This window comes from Micromonospora sp. I033, from assembly GCF_053890995.1.
This window is the reverse complement of sequence record NZ_JBSSLX010000055.1, coordinates 1-16,072: the sequence shown is the minus strand read 5'-3', so window position 1 is coordinate 16,072 and position 16,072 is coordinate 1. Positions and strand designations below refer to the sequence as shown.

At 69.9% G+C, this 16,072-nt stretch carries 16 protein-coding genes and 1 pseudogene; 5 read left to right on the top strand and 12 right to left on the bottom strand.

The features are described 5' to 3' along the window. Positions 1-83 precede the first annotated feature (83 nt). Complete coding sequence (locus ACW0Q9_RS12355) at positions 84-2,399, bottom strand: immune inhibitor A domain-containing protein (RefSeq protein WP_456180722.1); 2,316 nt, start codon at positions 2,397-2,399, stop codon at positions 84-86. Between the two features lie 375 nt (positions 2,400-2,774). Here ACW0Q9_RS12355 and ACW0Q9_RS12350 point away from each other — a divergent pair, with 375 nt between their 5' ends. Further along, positions 2,775-4,715 (top strand): S8 family serine peptidase, encoded by a 1,941-nt coding sequence (locus ACW0Q9_RS12350; RefSeq protein WP_456180720.1) that lies wholly within the window; start codon positions 2,775-2,777, stop codon positions 4,713-4,715. Between the two features lie 41 nt (positions 4,716-4,756). Here ACW0Q9_RS12350 and ACW0Q9_RS12345 read toward each other — a convergent pair whose 3' ends face one another. Beyond that, positions 4,757-5,689 (bottom strand): hypothetical protein, encoded by a 933-nt coding sequence (locus ACW0Q9_RS12345; protein WP_456180718.1) that lies wholly within the window; start codon positions 5,687-5,689, stop codon positions 4,757-4,759. A gap of 190 nt (positions 5,690-5,879) precedes the next feature. After that, complete coding sequence (locus ACW0Q9_RS12340) at positions 5,880-6,218, bottom strand: rhodanese-like domain-containing protein (RefSeq protein ID WP_456180716.1); 339 nt, start codon at positions 6,216-6,218, stop codon at positions 5,880-5,882. Between the two features lie 97 nt (positions 6,219-6,315). Here ACW0Q9_RS12340 and ACW0Q9_RS12335 point away from each other — a divergent pair, with 97 nt between their 5' ends. Beyond that, a complete protein-coding gene (locus tag ACW0Q9_RS12335) occupies positions 6,316-6,894 on the top strand; it encodes a TetR/AcrR family transcriptional regulator (RefSeq protein ID WP_456180714.1) in 579 nt (192 codons plus the stop codon). Positions 6,895-7,191: 297 nt separating this feature from the next. Here the strand turns inward: ACW0Q9_RS12335 and ACW0Q9_RS12330 are convergent, their stop codons facing one another. The 6 genes from ACW0Q9_RS12330 to ACW0Q9_RS12305 form a co-directional block, all read right to left on the bottom strand. Next, positions 7,192-8,328, bottom strand: a complete 1,137-nt coding sequence (locus tag ACW0Q9_RS12330) for a hypothetical protein (protein WP_456180712.1) — start codon at positions 8,326-8,328, stop codon at positions 7,192-7,194. Continuing rightward, entirely contained in the window at positions 8,325-8,825 is a 501-nt protein-coding gene (locus ACW0Q9_RS12325) for a SigE family RNA polymerase sigma factor (protein ID WP_456180710.1), read from the bottom strand. Before ACW0Q9_RS12325 ends, ACW0Q9_RS12330 begins: the two co-directional genes overlap by 4 nt. A 196-nt stretch (positions 8,826-9,021) precedes the next feature. Further along, complete coding sequence (locus ACW0Q9_RS12320) at positions 9,022-9,159, bottom strand: hypothetical protein (protein WP_456180708.1); 138 nt, start codon at positions 9,157-9,159, stop codon at positions 9,022-9,024. Positions 9,160-9,490: 331 nt separating this feature from the next. Then, positions 9,491-10,081 carry a hypothetical protein gene (locus ACW0Q9_RS12315; protein ID WP_456180706.1) on the bottom strand — a complete coding sequence of 197 codons (591 nt, stop codon included), beginning with the start codon at positions 10,079-10,081 and terminating at the stop codon, positions 9,491-9,493. 329 nt (positions 10,082-10,410) lie between these two features. Next, on the bottom strand, positions 10,411-10,869 hold the full coding sequence (locus ACW0Q9_RS12310; protein WP_456180705.1) for a hypothetical protein: 459 nt from the start codon (positions 10,867-10,869) through the stop codon (positions 10,411-10,413). 140 nt (positions 10,870-11,009) lie between these two features. Beyond that, positions 11,010-11,372 carry a nuclear transport factor 2 family protein gene (locus tag ACW0Q9_RS12305; protein WP_456180703.1) on the bottom strand — a complete coding sequence of 121 codons (363 nt, stop codon included), beginning with the start codon at positions 11,370-11,372 and terminating at the stop codon, positions 11,010-11,012. A 208-nt stretch (positions 11,373-11,580) separates the two neighbouring features. On the opposite strand from ACW0Q9_RS12305, the pseudogene ACW0Q9_RS12300 reads away from it, so the two are divergent. Beyond that, a pseudogene (locus tag ACW0Q9_RS12300) lies at positions 11,581-11,954 on the top strand (DDE-type integrase/transposase/recombinase); the annotation flags it as partial. A gap of 58 nt (positions 11,955-12,012) precedes the next feature. Here ACW0Q9_RS12300 and ACW0Q9_RS12295 read toward each other — a convergent pair. Both ACW0Q9_RS12295 and ACW0Q9_RS12290 read right to left on the bottom strand, forming a co-directional pair. Then, positions 12,013-12,426, bottom strand: coding sequence for an Imm32 family immunity protein (locus ACW0Q9_RS12295; RefSeq protein ID WP_456180701.1), 414 nt, complete (start codon positions 12,424-12,426; stop codon positions 12,013-12,015). Between the two features lie 95 nt (positions 12,427-12,521). After that, a complete protein-coding gene (locus ACW0Q9_RS12290; protein ID WP_456180699.1) occupies positions 12,522-12,698 on the bottom strand; it encodes a hypothetical protein in 177 nt (58 codons plus the stop codon). Between the two features lie 685 nt (positions 12,699-13,383). On the opposite strand from ACW0Q9_RS12290, the gene ACW0Q9_RS12285 reads away from it, so the two are divergent. Continuing rightward, positions 13,384-14,403 carry a hypothetical protein gene (locus ACW0Q9_RS12285; protein WP_456180697.1) on the top strand — a complete coding sequence of 340 codons (1,020 nt, stop codon included), beginning with the start codon at positions 13,384-13,386 and terminating at the stop codon, positions 14,401-14,403. A 92-nt stretch (positions 14,404-14,495) separates the two neighbouring features. Beyond that, positions 14,496-14,930 carry a hypothetical protein gene (locus ACW0Q9_RS12280; protein ID WP_456180695.1) on the top strand — a complete coding sequence of 145 codons (435 nt, stop codon included), beginning with the start codon at positions 14,496-14,498 and terminating at the stop codon, positions 14,928-14,930. Positions 14,931-15,050: 120 nt separating this feature from the next. On the opposite strand, the gene ACW0Q9_RS12275 is transcribed toward ACW0Q9_RS12280, so the two are convergent. Beyond that, a complete protein-coding gene (locus tag ACW0Q9_RS12275) occupies positions 15,051-15,893 on the bottom strand; it encodes a peptidoglycan-binding domain-containing protein (protein ID WP_456180693.1) in 843 nt (280 codons plus the stop codon). Between the last annotated feature and the right edge of the window lie 179 nt (positions 15,894-16,072).

The following is a 16,072-nucleotide window of genomic DNA, read 5'->3' as shown; positions in this document are numbered from 1 at the left end:
GACGACGCCCGTGGAACCTGCGGAGGGCCGGGAGTCGACTCCCGGCCCTCCGCTCGTCTCGACGCGTCGGCGCGCCTACCGGTTCACGAGCCGGCCGGCGGGTTCACCACGCTGACGGTCAGGACGTTGCCCGACTGCGCCGTGACCGTGGCCGTCACACCGTGGCCGGCCAACTTGACGCTGTTCTGCGGGTTCTCGGTGCTGTAGTACGCCGCCGGGTCGCTGTCGTCGAACGTCGGGATGCCGGCGTTGGCCGGAGCGCACGCGTTCAGCAGCTGGACGGTCTGGGACTTTCCGCTGCCCGCCAGCACCTCCTTGTGCAGGCACATCTCCGGCACGGGCTGGAGCCCGAAGGTCGCGTCGAACGGCTGGCGGCGGTTGCTCGGCCGGGTCCCGTCGGGGTAGCTGAACGGCGCGGGCCGCGCGTCCACCGGCAGCGAGAGGCCCGTCCCCGGGTGCTCCGAGGTGTTGTTGTCCTCGACCGTGTGGTCGACGAACCAGACCAGCATGCCCGGCCGGAAGGAGAAGAACTCGACCTTGTCCGGCGCGGTGTAGGGGAAGCTGTACTGGTAGGGGCCGGTGCGCAGGGTGTCGTCGTAGCCGACGTACTGCCGGTTCTCGAGCAGGTAGTACGTGTCGGCGGTCGTCGTCACCGTGCCGGTGGCGCGCTTCCACAGACCCGTTGCGGTCCACCCGCCGGCCTGCTCGGCGTCGTCGGTGAACAGCGTCGTGCCGCCGGACTTGGCGACGATGTCGTCGAGGAACGCTCCGGCGAAGTGGACGCCGCCGTCCGTCTGGTACCGGAACCGGAACTGCGTCGCCGCGCCGTTCGCGTCGTACGAGAAGCGGAGCGTGGTCCACTTCCCGCTGGAGGAACCGGTGATCGCCTGGCCGGCGCGCACCCAGGTGACGCCGCCGTCGGTCGAGTACTCGCCGTACAGGAAGTCGTAGCCGGACTCGATGTCGTACCAGGCCTTCGTCGTCACGGTGACCCGGGACGCGGCCGGCACGGCGTGGGCGAGCGACTCGTTCAGGTGGTCGGCGCTGTCGGTCCACCAGGCGTACTGGCCCGACGTGGGCGTCGTGTACGTCTTCGACGTCGTCTTCGACGGCAGGTTGACCTTGATGGCCTGCGCGTTGGCGGCGTTGGCGTCCTGGGCCGGATCCAGCAGGACCGTGCCGCTCTGGCCGAGGTCGACGTCGCGGTGGTCGAGCCAGCCGAGGAACAGCTTCTCCTCGGGGCCCATGAGGCCCGGCGTGGTGCCGATGCCCTCGTTCGCCGCGGCGCCGTGCCCCAGCCACGAGCCCGAGCTCATCAGCGTCCAGAAGGCGGTGCCGTTCTCGCCGCCGGCCGTGTCGTAGTAGTCCGGCAGCCCGAGGTCGTGGCCGAACTCGTGAGCGAAGACGCCGAGCCCGCCGTTCTCCGGCTCGGTGGTGTAGTCGCCGAGCCAGTAGTTCGAGTTGCCGATCCGGGCGCCGCCGGACAGGTTCGCCTGGCCGCCGACGTTCGGGCCGGTCAGGCCGTAGTCGGTCTGGTTGACGTACCAGCGGTGCGACCAGATGGCGTCGGCGCCCTGCGCGCCGCCGCCCGCGTCCTCGCCCTGACCGGCGTGGACCGCCTGGAAGTGGTCGATGTACCCGTCCGGCTCGTCGAAGTTGCCGTCGTTGTCGAAGTCGTAACGGTCCCAGACGTCGAACTGCGCCAGGTAGGCGTTGATCTGGTCCGCCGTCATGGAGCTGAGCGCCTTCTGGTACCAGGCGTTGCCGGTGTCCTGGATGAACGCCCACGAGCCGCCGAAGTCCTCGATGGCGTTGTCGCCGTAGTAGGACTCGTTGTAGGGGACCTTCACCCAGTCACTGACCGTGTTGGTCACCGAGTACTTGCCGGAGGAGAGGTCCTCGTAGAAGCGCTTCATCGACTCGCCCGAGCCGTTGAAGAGCTCCTCGTAGTGGGCGGTGTTGAAGTCCGGGGCCCAGGTGGTGGAGTTGTCCACAGACCGGTCGGGCTGAGGGATCTGGTTGTGCAGGGGGCCGGGCGCGGTGCCGTACCGGCCCACGCTCTGCGTCCCGAACTCGGAGAGAATAGTGAAGATCTTGTCGGTCTTCTCGAACTCGACCTCGACGACGTTGTTCGTCGCGGCGTCCACCGTGACGTTGCCGTTGGCGTCGATCTCCGCCTCGCCGCGCGCGACCTTCGCGAGCGCGGCCTTGCGCTTCTCGATCCACTGCTTGGTGCGGGGGCCGGGACGGTTGTCCGGCCGGTGAGCCGCGGCGCTCGCCGAGGCCTGGGTTGCACCGTCGTTCGCGACACGTGCCGCGCTGGCAGGTTGCTGGAGGACAGCGGCTGCCAACGCCACACCGGCCACCCCGACGACGGTGGAGCGGCTGAGCTTCCTCATTGTGGGTTCCTCCCGGAGGCGGAAGAGCGGAGAGCCTCGCTCCATGGGATGCGGCGAGTCTTACACGAGCTCGCAGCATCCGGTCAGAGTCGATACAGGGCGGTCCCGATGGACGATCGTCGTCCGTGCGGCACCGATCGTCCGACGCGGCGGCCGAAAGGTACGACCGCCGGTTATCCCTGCTCAGGCCGCACCTGGCGGGCGGCCGGCCCTGTGTTCGCCGTTCATAAACAGTTTTGACGTTACGAATCGTCGCCGGTTGTTAACCGGCCTGCCGCCGTGGCGCGGCCCGCTCCTACCTTCTCGCCACAGCCCTTCGGGTGTCGCCGTCACCGGGACGCGGCAGCGGAGAGCATTTTGGAGGAGAGGGTTGTGTTGCAACGTCTCGCAGCCACCGGCTTCGCGCTGGTCACGGCGCTAGCCGGCGTCATCGGCGCCGGGGGTCCGGCCCAGGCCGAGCCGACCGGCGTCATTCGGAACATGGACGGCCCGAACGCGGTGGCCGGCCGGTACATCGTCACGCTCAAGGACACCGCCCTGGCGCCCACCGCCGTCAGCACCAGGGCCCGCGAGTTGACCGGCCGCTTCGGTGGCCGCACGCGGCACGTGTACGGCAGTGCCCTGATCGGCTTCTCGACGGAGATGCCCGCCCAGCAGGCGCGGCGGCTTGCCGCCGACCCGTCCGTCGCATCCGTCGAGCAGGTCCAACGGATCGAGGTGTCGGACACCCAGACCAACCCGCCGAACTGGGGTGACGACCGGATCGACCAGCGCAGCCTGCCGCTGAACCAGACTTTCACCTACCCGGCAAACCCCGGCCAGGGGGTCACCGTCTACGTGCTGGACACCGGCATCAACGCCAGCCACACCGAGTTCACCGGTCGGGTGCGGCAGGGCATCGACATCGTGGACAACGACAGCACCCCGCAGGACTGCCACGGGCACGGTACGCACGTCGCCGGCACCGCGGTCGGCACCACCTACGGCATCGCGAAGAAGGCCGGTGTGGTTTCCGTGCGGGTGCTCAACTGCCAGGGCACCGGCACGAACGACGACCTCATCGCGGGGATCGACTGGGTCCGCGCCAACGCGCAGAAGCCGGCGGTCGCCAACTACAGCATCGGTTGCGGCAGCCGGTGCACCAGCCAGGCGATGGACAGCGCCGTCACCAGCCTGATCAACTCGGGTGTGCAGTTCGTGCAGGCGGCCGGCAACTCCTCGGACGACGCCTGCTACTACAGCCCGCAGGCGGTCGCCGCCGCCATCACGGTCGGCAACAGCAACAGCTCGGACGGGCGCAACAGCACCAGCAACTACGGTTCCTGCCTGGACCTCTTCGCCCCCGGCACCAGCATCGTCTCGGCCTCCTACTCGAGCAACACCGGCAGCGCCACGATGACGGGCACGTCCATGGCGTCGCCGCACACGGCCGGCGCCGCGGCGCTCTACCTGGGCGCCAATCCCAACGCGACGCCCGCCCAGGTCCGCGCCGCGCTGGTGGACAACGGCACCACCGGCAAGATCACCAGCCCGGGCAGTGGTTCACCGAACGTCCTGCTCTACACCGGCTTCATCGGCGGCACCGATCCCGGCCCGAGCGACCCGGTGGTGACGAACCCGGGTAACCAGTCGTCGGCGGTCGGCCAGGCGGTCGACGTCCAGGTCCGGGGCAGCGGCGGCAGCACCCCGTACACCTGGAGCGCGTCCGGTCTGCCCGCCGGCCTGACCATCGGGGCGTCCACCGGCCGGATCACCGGCAGCGCCACGGCGGCCGGAACGTCGAACGTGACGGTGACGCTCACCGACGCCGCGCGCCGGACCGCCACGGCGACCTTCACCTGGACGGTGACCAGCAGCGGCGGTTGCACGCCGGCGCAGCTGGTCGGCAACTCCGGCTTCGAGAGCGGGACCTCGCCGTGGACCGCCACGGCGAACGTGATCGGCACGTGGTGGCAGTACCCCGCCCGCTCCGGCAGCCGCAACGCCTGGCTCAACGGCGGCGGGACGGTGCAGACCGACACGATCTCGCAGCCGGTGACGATCCCGGCCGGGTGCGGCAACGCCACCCTGCGCTTCTGGATCCGCATCGCCACGGCGGAGTACGAGAACCTCGCCTACGACAAGCTGACCGTCTCGTTCGGCGGAACGACCGTGGCCGGCTACTCGAACCTGGACCGCACCAGCGGCTACGTCGAGAAGGTGATCGACCTGAGCCGGTTCGCCGGACAGACCGCCACGCTGACCTTCAAGGGGGTGGAGGACTGGTCGTACCAGACCAGTTTCGTGATCGACGACGTGACGGTCAGCGTCAGCTGATCCACCCGCCGGGATGAGTGGGAGTGAGCGGCGGAGGCCGCTCACTCCCACTCCCAGCGCATGCCCACGATCCCGGGTGGCACGTCCCCGGCGATCAGGTGAGCGCCGTGGGTGGAGCCGATCCACGCCTCCCAGACGCCCTGGTCGGGGGCGTTGAGCCCGCGCCGCTCGAAGCGGTGACACCGGGCCGGTACGGCGTCGTGGTCGAACTGCACCTGCAGGACGTACTCGCCTACCGGTGTGGTGAAGGCCCGGTAGTAGTTGTCGGTGGGCGTCCGCGAGTCGCTGAGGAACTCGTACTCGATCACCACCGAGTCGCCCTGGGCGAGCATCCGGTCGAAGATGATCTCCGCGACGAGCAGGCCCGATCCGTGGTCGGAGCGGACCCTGCCGAGGCGGCAGTTGCGTACCGCGTGGATCCGCGTCGAGGCGGTCAGGTCGTCCGTGCGGAAGATGCCCACCGTGCGCGACACCCGGTCGGTGTTGGCACGGAGCACCTGGCGGCAGGTCAGGCTGATCTCCTGGCGTCGGTCACCCACCAGATAGAGGTCGTGCAGGCTGAGCCGGGTCAGCTCGTGGTACTGCCACCGGTCCACCTCGGCGATCATCTTGACGACGCTGGCGCCCTCGCGGAACAGCCGGTCGATCTCGATGGTTCCGGGCGGCTGCGTCAGCCACCGGCCACGTGGGCGGCGGGGCCCGAGTTGGGCGATCAGCGACTCGGACGGCAGGGAGAGGATCTCCTCGAGAAGCCGCACCGCCCGGATCGAGTTGGGGCGTTCGGGCCGGCTGCGGCCACGCCGCCAGTAGCTCAGGGTGGTGAGGCTGAGGTTGACCCCCGCCGCCGAGAGCTGTTCCTGGATCTCCTCCAGCCGCATTCCGCGGTCCTCGATGGCGAGGTGGAGCGCCGCCGAGAACGGACCGGTACGCAACGCGTGCGCCAGGTCTCGACCCAACTTCGCGGGGGCCTCCATGATGGCTGAGTATCGCGATCCGACCGCGAACGCGCCAGCCGTGCCGCGTCGGGAGCGCCTACGACCGCGGCGGGCGACAGGTGCCGTTGCCACGGGCGTCGCTGCGGTCAGCTCTCGGTTGGTCGTTCCTGTTGGCGGCGGGGGCGCGGATCGCGCGGGGAGGTCGCGGGTACGATCTCCCCGCGCCGGCTCAGCGGGTGAGCGCGCCGGACTCGGTGGGCAGGCCCGCGTTCACCCAGTCCTCGATGCCCTCGGCGTACTTGCGTACGTCGGTGTAGCCGAGCGCGGTGAGGCGGTCGGCCACCCGGCCGCTGTTCGGGCAGGCCGGGTTGGAGCAGTAGGTGACGACGGGCGCGTTCCGGTCCGGCAACAGCTCGGCGGCGCGGTCGGCCACCTCGGCCTCGACGAGCGGGATGGCGCCGGGCAGGTGCTGCCGGGCGTAGTACTCGCCACCGAGAGCGTCGACGACCGTGACGGTCCCGGCGTCGATGGCGGTACGGAGTTCCTCGCGGGTGATGCGGGCAGCCATGACGACCTCCAGAGAAGTGGACTACAGTCCGGTTATGCCTCCGAACGATAGCGGACCGCGGTCCGGTTATGCCACTCCCCCGCCCGAACTCATCGAGTTGCGTACGACACGGCCGCGCGAGCGGGCGGACGCCGCCCGCAACCGCGTCGCCGTGCTGGACGCCGCGGCGACCCTCTTCCGCGAACACGGCGTCGAGGGCGTCTCCATGGAGGCGGTGGCCGCCGCCGCCGGAGTGGGCAAGGGCACGCTGTTCCGGCGCTTCGGGGACAAGGCGGGGCTGGCCACCGCCCTGCTCGACAGTCAGGAACGCGCACTGCAGGAGGCGATCCTGTCGGGTCCCGCGCCACTCGGGCCCGGCCCGGCCGAGGAGTCGCCGTCGGCACGCGACCGGCTGCACGCCTTCGTCGAGGCGTACCTGGACTACCTGCTCGACCACCTCGACCTGGTCCGGATCTCGGAAACCGCCGCGCCCGGCGCGCGGTACCGGATCGGGGCGTACCGGTTCTGGCACCAGCACGTGACCCTGCTCCTCGCCGGCCGCCCTGATCCGGCCGCGGATGCGCACGCCCTGCTCGCCACGCTCGCCGCCGAGCACGTACGAGCGGTCCTCGACGACATCGGGGCCGACCGGCTACGAGCAGCGACACTGCGGCTGGCCGGCGCGCTGACCACCTGACACCCGGCGACTGGCGCCCGAATCGGCCCGAACCCGTGCACCCACCTGGCGATGAGGGGTGGCCAGTAGAGGGAGCCCCCGCGGCCGCCGATCGGAGGCACCGGTGCACATCACCTCGAACGCCGGCCAACGGCCGAGGCCGGGGACGCGTATCGCATCCGTCGCCGCGATCAGCTGGCCGGCCCGTGAAGCACACCGCCCCGGAAACCGCCTCCAGGCGTTCCGCTGGTAGCGGCCGTGCGGCGATGGACGCACGGGGGCGTCCACCGCCGCACACGCGCCGGGTTGTCGGCTCGGTTACCGACCGCTGAGGGGATCAGTGGGCCACATGCCTGGGTCCTGGCCGCCCGTCCAGTCACACTCGGCAACGATCCGACGGACCACCGCCGGGTCGTAGCGGCCGGAGGCAGTCAGCGACAGCATGGTGCTGTCGCCCTGGTCGACTGCTACCTCCATGATCTGGGCGCCGCCGTCTCCGCGGTGCTCCAGGACCCGGGCCGATCGGCCGCCGATCCGTTCGTTGGCGTCCGTGACCCGGCCGGGGTCGGTGGTGAACAGGACATGGAAGGTTCCGTTACTCACGCTCAGCATGCTGATGACCGTGGTGCCGCGGAACACCATCGAACAGCTCTCCGGCTTCATCGTGGGCGGCAGTGCACGCAACCGGTACGGCACGACACACCGGTAGGTGCGATCCAGCCGGACGCTGGCCGCGACCGTCAACGCATCGGTCTCGTCCCGCGCTCCCGCAACCTGTAGCCAGAGTCCGTTTGCGGCCCGCCAGCGCAGCACGGCGTACCGGCGACCGTCGATCTTCTCCAGGGCGAAGGTGCCGGGTCGCCCGGCGACGCGGATGGCCTTGCGCTCACCGGCCAGCGCTTCGAAGTCCTTCGTATTGACCCCGACCCGCACGATGAGCTCTCGTTGCTCACCGTTGTTGCCGACACCCTCGATGGCGAGACGTTCCTGCCGCTCGTCGATCAACTGCTGGTATTGAGCGCCGGTGACCGGGAACGGCAACCGGGCCAGGCTGAGGTGCAGCAGCAGCGGTCGGCCGACTTCGGCCGCCGAGTCAACCGCCGTAGCGGCGCCGGCAGCGACCGGCGGTGTCGGCAGCGTCGTCCGTGGAGTAGGCGTCGGGGGCGTGGATGGCGACGGCGCCGACATTGTCACCTTCGGTTCCGGACTCAACCCCGACGCGGGCCCCAGGCCGGGCCCCGGCGCGGCGCTCGGGCTCAGCGCCGCCGTCAGCGTCAGCACCACCGCCACAGCACCGGCCGACAGACCCGCCGCACCCGCGGCGAGACGGAAGCGCCGGCGGCGGCGGTAGCGGGTGCCGGCTGCGCGGGCCCCGTCGAGGAGCCGGTCGACGTGCACGTCCTCATCGGCAACACGGGTCAGGGTCTCATGCAGCGCTCGATCCAGGTCAGTCATCGCGTCCCTCCGTTCGTGTACACCGCCGCATCAGCACCGACCTTGGCCCGCAAGGTGGCAAGCGCCCGTTTCACCTGCGTACGCACGGTCACCGTCGAACAATCGAGCAATTCCGCTATCGACACGTCGTCAAGGTCCTCGTAGTAGCGCAGCACCACCGCCGCGCGTTGCTTGACGGGCAACTGCCGGACACAACGCCACAGGACGTCACGCTCGACAACGTCCGATTCGAGATCCACCCGGCTGGCGTGATCACCGGTGTCACCCACGACGATCTCCCGGCTCGACAGCCGCCGCCAGCGCGTGATCGCAGCGTTGACCAGCATGCGACGCAGGTACGCCTCCGGGTTTCCGGCCGAGATGTGGTCCCAACGCACGAACGCTCGCGCCAGCACCTCCTGCGCCAGATCCTCACCGCGATGCCGGTCGCCGGTCAGCAGTCGCGCCAGCCGGACCAGCACTGCGCCTCGCGTCCGTACGTAGTCGTCGAACTCCAAAACCTCTGCCACCCTCCCCGCCGAGCTGCATACTCACACCCGCATATACGAGGCCGGCACCGGCTGCTGTTGCATGGCGCAGCAGCCCAGTCTGCGGACGCGCAGGGACCAGCTCAATCGCGATGAGCAGTGTCGCCGGTGCCGTCACAGGGACCCAGGTGCGGGCCTCCGTGCAAGCGGAGACCCGCACCTGGAATCACCCGCCGGGCAGGGTCAGCGGGTGACCCGGAAGCCGCGGGTGGGGACCGAGCTCGATGGCGTCCTCGGGCACCGTGCCGTCGACCGGGTGCTCGGCGAGGTCGCACTCGACCAGCCGGCCGTCGAGTCCGGACACGGTGGCCACCACGGCGGCGCTGGGTGGGGTTGACCAGCCGCAGCACGGCGCCGGGGCCGTCCTCGGCGGGCTTGTGCGCCGACACGGGCCGGCACCCGCGGTGCAGGCCCGCAGGTCAGGCCGGGAGAGCCAGCCCACCGCGCGCAGCACGGTGACGGCGAGCGGTTCCCCACCCCGCGGGAGCAGGCAGAGCGCTCGTACCGGGTGGTCCGGTGGACCGACCTGCCCCGCGGCGGTCACTTCCTCGAATGGGAGGCGAGCTGGTGGCCGCCGACATGCCGGCGTTCTTCCGCGACTGCCGGTGATGGCGTTCCGCCGCCACCGCCCGCGCTCAGTCCGGCAGCAGTCGCCGGAGCACGCCCTTGCCGGTCGCGCCCATCCGGTAGGACTGGACGAGGTAGGAGCCGCATGCGATGTTCGCCCCGGCGAGCGCCGGTACCAGGTATTGGGTCAGCCGCTGCCTGCGCTGCCAGACGGCGATCTCCGACGGAGTCTGCGGCGTCGACAGCGTCGCGTCGCGCACCTCGACCTTGTCACCGCGCCGGTGCGCCTCCTCGGCAAGCCGCCCGATCTTGTTCCCGCAGTAGGCGGCGTACGCGGTGGCAGCGGCGCCGGCGACGGCCAGCCCGGCCTTGACGGCGCCCACCGTCCCGAAACCCTTCTGCAACGCCATGCGTCGCCTGCCCACCCGGGCCAGTTGCGCGCCGGCGAGCAGGGTGGCGCCGATACCGAGCCACTGCGCGGGCCCGAACCGTCCCCACGCCGATTCGGCGACCCGGATGCGGTCGATGCCATCGCGCAGATCACTGCCCGACTTGTTCACCCCGGCGACGCCCATCACGGTCCCGCCGAACCACAGCGCCGACCCGATGTCGTGCACCGCCTGGGCGACGGCGTGGTTGTCCGTGGCGGTCAGCTGCATTTCCGGCTCCCCCGCGAGTGCGCTTCATCCATATTCCTGCCACATGCTGGCTTTGGCCTGATTGAAGCATCTTCACCGCCTCCGCACCGGCGGATTCCACCTCCGGGCCTCGCGCGACCGGCCGCGCACGCACTCACTCGCGATCCACCTACTGCCCGACGAGTTCGGCCAGGATGACGCCGCCAGGTCGACCAACTCCGCCGCGAGGCGGCTGAGGCGCTCGTTCGGGTTCCGCATTTACGCTATCGGCCGCACCCGGGCGACGATGTGCCAGTCCGCAGCATCAAAGCCCACCGACGACGCAAGATCGAACTCGCCGGCAGCGGAGCTCAGGCTGATCGGGCGACCCAATAGGTCTGCTTGTGGCCTCGGGCCTCCATCCTGGCAGCCGTGGAGTCCGCCTCCGCCCGGCTGTCGTGTCGCGAGACCTCGTACCGGTTGCCGTTGTCGTCCTGCCGCCACACCGTCCAACCCCTGGGGCGGTCCTCGGCCAGCTGCGCAGGCATCGGCCAGATCCTGGTGAACGCATCCTCCGGCCAGCCCGGCACCAACGCACGGCTGACCGACATGAACACCGGACCATGCGAGGTGTCGATACGCCAGTTCTCCCACTGGTCCAGATCGTGCGACGCAAACCGTGCCAGCAGCCGCGTCAACTCCCGGACCTCCGCGTCACTCAGCGGCCCGCCCGGATCCACGCTCTCCATCCCGCCAGGATCCCAGACCAAGCCCAACCGATCATCACCGATAGGATCCCCCTGAATATCCCTGGGCCACTTGTCCAGCATCAGGTGAGACGGAAACGTCAAGCCTCAGGTGGGACTCGGCACTCGCGCTGCCCCAGGGTCCTCCGGCGGCTGACGTGCCCCAACCGTCCGCCAACTGATCCGCGACGTCCCCGCGGACCGCCGCCCTGCGAATGCCCCCGTCACGCGCCGCCAAGGGAACTGAACTGGATGCCGGCCAGCCGCCAGCCCTCGGGCAGCTCGACCCAGGTCTGGCTGACGCGGACGGTCAACGCCATCTTTTGCCCGCGCCAGGTCGAGCGGCTGCGCTGGACGCACCTGACAATGGCCGCGTGACCGTAGAAGGACACCTCTACGTCGTCACTTTCCAGGCTGGTGTAGGCGAATTCGGCGAACTTACCGACCCACTGTGCTTTGTCAAGCACGTAGCCCTGCTCGCCGATGGACCGAAAGTCATCGGCCAGCAACGCGTTCAGCACGTCAGTGTCGGCGCGTAGCTCGGCCTCGTCGAAGGCACGCCGGAGTCGGTGGACGTCGGAGATCACCAACAGATCCTGCCCGACCGTGCGTTCGGGTGGAAGCCGGCCCCGCGAAACCGATCAGCCTTGTCAACACCGGCTGAACTTTGACCCCTCTGTTCCGGGCGGAACCACGGGGTCAGTTTTCAGGCGGAGCCGACAGGTGCGACGGCCGCCGCGCTCCGGCCGCTGCCGGCCCACCAGCTTCCCACCCAACGGGCCTGTCGCTCAGCTTCCGACGCCCCGCAGGCGGCGGTGGAAGGACTACCGGCGGCGGGAACGGGGCCGGCCGATGGAGCTGTGGCAGCTGAACGTCGCGGGTGGCAGCTGAATATCGTGGGTGGGATCCGGCTCGCCGATGGCGGTGAGGTGAAGGTCGTCACCGGCGTCGACGACCACTCCCGGTTCTGCCTCATGGCCGCCGTCGTCCGGCGGGGCCACCGGGCGGGCCGTCTGCCTCGCCTTCGCCGAGGCCCTGCAACGCTTCGGAGTGCCCGAGAGGTGCTCACGGACAACGGCAAGCAGATCAGCGCCCGGTTCGGCCGCGGTGGCGGGAAGGTGATGTTCGATCGGATCTGGCGGGAGAACGGCATCACCCACCGACTGACCCTCGTCACCTCCACCGCCCCGGATCAAAATGGCCCGACACCATCCACGCCGTTCGTTGTCAGGCCATGCCTGGCCAATCGGAGACGATGATCAGCGGGACAGATCTCGGCGAACGGTACTCGTCGTCCGGTGCCAGGTACTCGATGTGCTGATGCCGTCTAACTCCGCGATCCTCAGCGCTTTCTGCTTGCTCGGCCACACCATCGAAGGCGTCCCAAGCGATGCCGAGATACCGATGACCGCCGGCAAGATGCAGCGTGTCGTCGCCTCGAAGGCTGACGGTCAGCGGTCCTTCTGTCCGCTCCTGAACGACAACGCCGCCCGAAACCTGAGCTTCTACCCGCTCCTGAGGCTTGCGGAGCAGCAGGGCAAGGGCACGCAGAGCCGCCGGAGGTCCGGCAAGTTCCAGTTCTCCGCCAGACGTCGAGAGACGACATAGCCGGTGATCGTTCATTGGCGCATCGTTCCACATGCCCAGAAGCGTCCTCGTCTGCGAGAGCCGTTGCGCCGGACAGCGCGTTCGTCCACGCACCACTCGAGATTCCGCATCTGCCGCGAGCGGGACACTCAGCGGTCCCAGGCCCAATCCTCCAGCCGGGCGTGAACTGGCACCAGGTTGATGCAGAGGTCTTCATAGCCGCCGGCTCGCCCCAAGGCCTCTAGAAGCCGCTGCGCTTCTTCTTCCGTCGTGAACGCTCCCGCTTGGAACCTCTCGCCCGGCTGGCGGCTGTCGATGAATTCCACGAGCCACACCAGGATCGGCTCAACGTATCCCTCCGGTGGTCGATCACCCACACGCCGAGCATCTCAGGCTGGACGAGACCGCCGCGCCCTCAAATCGGGCGTCCACCCATGCCGGGAACCGCGTGTTCGTTCTCGCCGCTCGATGCGCAGTCTGGGCGCTGATCGCGCAGCGCCTCCCATGAGCGAGCGATGAGTTCTTGGCCGCAGGGCGCCCGACGGCCAGCCTTTGGGGAGGCTTGGCCAAGCCACGGTCAGCCCTGGTCGCCGTGGATGGTCACCTGGATGGCGACTGGGGCGCCAGCAGCATCACGTTCGACGTGGACGGGGAAGAAGCCGTCGCCTACGGACGTCATCGCGAGCATGAGGCGCGCACCGACGACGTCGATCGTGGCAGCCTCCGTGGCGACGGCAGTAGGTGGAGGTCAACCCGCCCCAGGCCGCAACGGTGACGGAGGTCCACTCGACCGGCAGAATGGCCGAACAGCCCGACGAGGTTGACGCCGAGGTGGAAGACGACCCCGTGGACGGACTCGCTTACGAAGGCAACCTCACCGTCGGGCACGAAGCGATGCCGCCATCCACCGGGTGCGGGAGTTGCACTGCCTCCTGTCCTGGCCGCTCGCCGGGCGCCAGGGAGAGGTGGCGGCGACTATCCTGCACCGCACAGTGACAGGGGGGTGGGCCGGTGGGTCATCGGCTGTGGCGCGTCGCGATGCTTCTGCTCGGCGCGGTGCTGGTGGGCACGGTCGGCCTGAGCGTCGGTTCCTGGTACGGCGGCCGCGGCGTCACGCCGCCCAGCGACGACCGAGTGCGGAGCGTGGCGGCGGAGCTGCTCCCCGGTGCGGTGGCGTACGACTCGGATCGGGTCGTGCATGGCTCCCGGTGGGGCGTCAATTTCGCCGCCGACGACCTCGGCTCGGGTCAGGTGGGCTTGTGGTACGACGACAGTGCTGACTGCGGGCTCTCCGAGCAGCTGCGACACAACGCCGCGACGCACGGGTGGCAGGGCCTGCGCCGCGTGCCGGGCTACCCCTGCGACGGCTGGCGGTCCGAGCGAGACGGGCTAATGGTTACGCTCAGCCACTCGGCGTCCGGGACGAGGCTGACCGTCGCTCCAGCCGCACCCAACAAGTTCCTCCCCGCCACGATCACTGGCACCCTCCTCGGTGCCGCCGCCGGCGCGGCGCTGTTCTGGCTGGTGGCACGGCGACGTCCACCCGTACCCCTGCTGGTCGGCACCCTGGTGACAGTCGGTCTGTTGCCAGGCGTCGCCCTCACCTGGGCGGCCTTGGACCTGGGCAGGCCCGGCGAGCCGGTGTGGCCCATCTGGCCGGCGCTGGCTCCCCTGCTGGTGCCGCTGTGGCTCGTGCTCCTGCCGGTCGGCTTGTACGTCATTCCTAGGCGACAGAACCGGGCCGGCCCCACCACCGGCTCTCCTGGTATGAGAGTTGAAACGGGGACCGAGGCGCTGGGCTCTTCTCGCAACGGCACTCGAATCGTGGTGGTGGTAACTGTCGCGTGCGTCCTGGCCCCTTTGGTGACGGCTGTCGCCATGCTCCTCCTCTTCCTTCGAGCGCAGCCCGATCCGAAGGCTTCCGAACCCGTTGTGCGGTGGCCGATCGAGGCAACTGCAAGTGCTGCTTCCAACCCGTCTCCGACCGCCGCGGAGTCGGGAGCCAGCCCAAGTGCCAACAGAGGTGGCTAGTCGGCTTTGGGCCACCCGTCGAGCCGGGTTCGGTGACCCGGCCTGCGTCGCGGCATGAGCGGCGGGCCGGATGATCAGCTAACGTCCGGGTGGTGGCGGCCGAAGCAGCGGGAGCATTTCGTCGGACGGCGATCCAGCGGTCGGACCAGCGCATCTCCTGGGACCGGACGGACCAGGCCTTCTTCGCTGCCGGAGCGTGTCACATCCTGGCCTGGGTGTGCCGGGACTCGTACCCGGATCGGCCGATTGAGATTGCCGGGGTGCGCCCGGCGGGTGGCTGGCAGGTCTTCCACGTCTATGCGGTCTGGGATGGCTGGGCCTTCGACCACTCGGGCTGGAATCCGGAGCCGGAGTTGCTGGCGACCAACACAGCGTTCGAAGGCCGCGCACTGGAGTCCGTCAAGATCATGGACAGTCTCGCCGAGTTCTGCGAGACGCACTACTCCCGCACGCCGAACCAGTACTGGCAGGACCCGATCCCCCGCGCTCGCGACTACGTGAACCGGTACACCCCGCCTTGGGCGTAACCTTTCCGATCACCGACGACAGGCGAGCCCAGCCGGCCTTGCGCCGTTGACCGTCCGGCAGGCACATCGGGTGTTCTCACTGCTGCTGGCTCTGGCCATTGCGTACCATCAGGCGCCGGATCAGCTCCGCTGATACTCCTCCCAGGTGAGGACGGGGCTCACGGCCGGCCCGTCGTCGGGGGCCCGGTTCGCCAGCCCGTTGAGCCCGAGGTAGTAGTCCCCCGCCTGGTGCTGCGCCGGCGCCGACTGGTCGGTGTCGGCCAGCGCCACCGCGTGGATGTGGTAGGGCCAGTCGCCCTGCGTGGGGGTCCGCAACCAGGCGGCGAAGCCGACCCGGCGCAGGTGCCGCACCACGGTCGTGCGGTAGGTGCCGGACATGCCGTCCACGGCAAGGTCCAGCACGCCGCCGCCGTCGTGGGTACCGGCCGAGGTCGGATCACTCGTGCTGTACGAGCCCTGGCTGATCGCCAACTGGCGGCCGAGCAGCCGCTCGGCCTCCAGCAGCATCGCCCTGGTCCGGCTTTTCACACGGGCGCCACGGAAGTCCAGGACACCGCCCGGAGTCAGCGGCCGGACCACGGTGAACCGCTGGTCCCCCAGTGCCCGCAGCGAGGTCAACCCCGGCAGGCCGGTGGCGTCGAGGCCCGCGTACCCCAGGGATCGCTGGTAGGCCGCGTACGCCGCCACGGTGCTGGTGCCGAAGTGACCGTCCACGTAGGTGGCGGCGAGCAGGCCACGGTCCCGCAGTGCCCGCTCGACGAGGAGCACGCTGTCGCGGCTGCCGCCGGTGATCGCGGTGTCCGCCCGCCTCGGGTCGATCTGCGCCGCCTTGATCAGCGCCTCCATGTCGACCTCCGGCAGGACCGCTCTGCCCGGACCCGCCGCGAGCAGCCCGGCGCCGACCGCGCCGAGCGTCGCCGCGGCCGCGCGGCCGAGCAGTCGGCGCCGGTCCAGCACGGTCACCGCCGGCCGGTCGCGGCGCCCGGGTCGCCGTCCCGGCCCGGCCGGCGTTTCCAGCATCACCAGGCCGCCGGCAGGTAGGCGACCGACCAGCCGCGGTAGGAGCCGTGGTCGAGGTAGCCGGCCGCTGACCTCCGAGGGGCTGCCGCCGCGCGGACCCGCGGATCACCGGCCGGAACCCG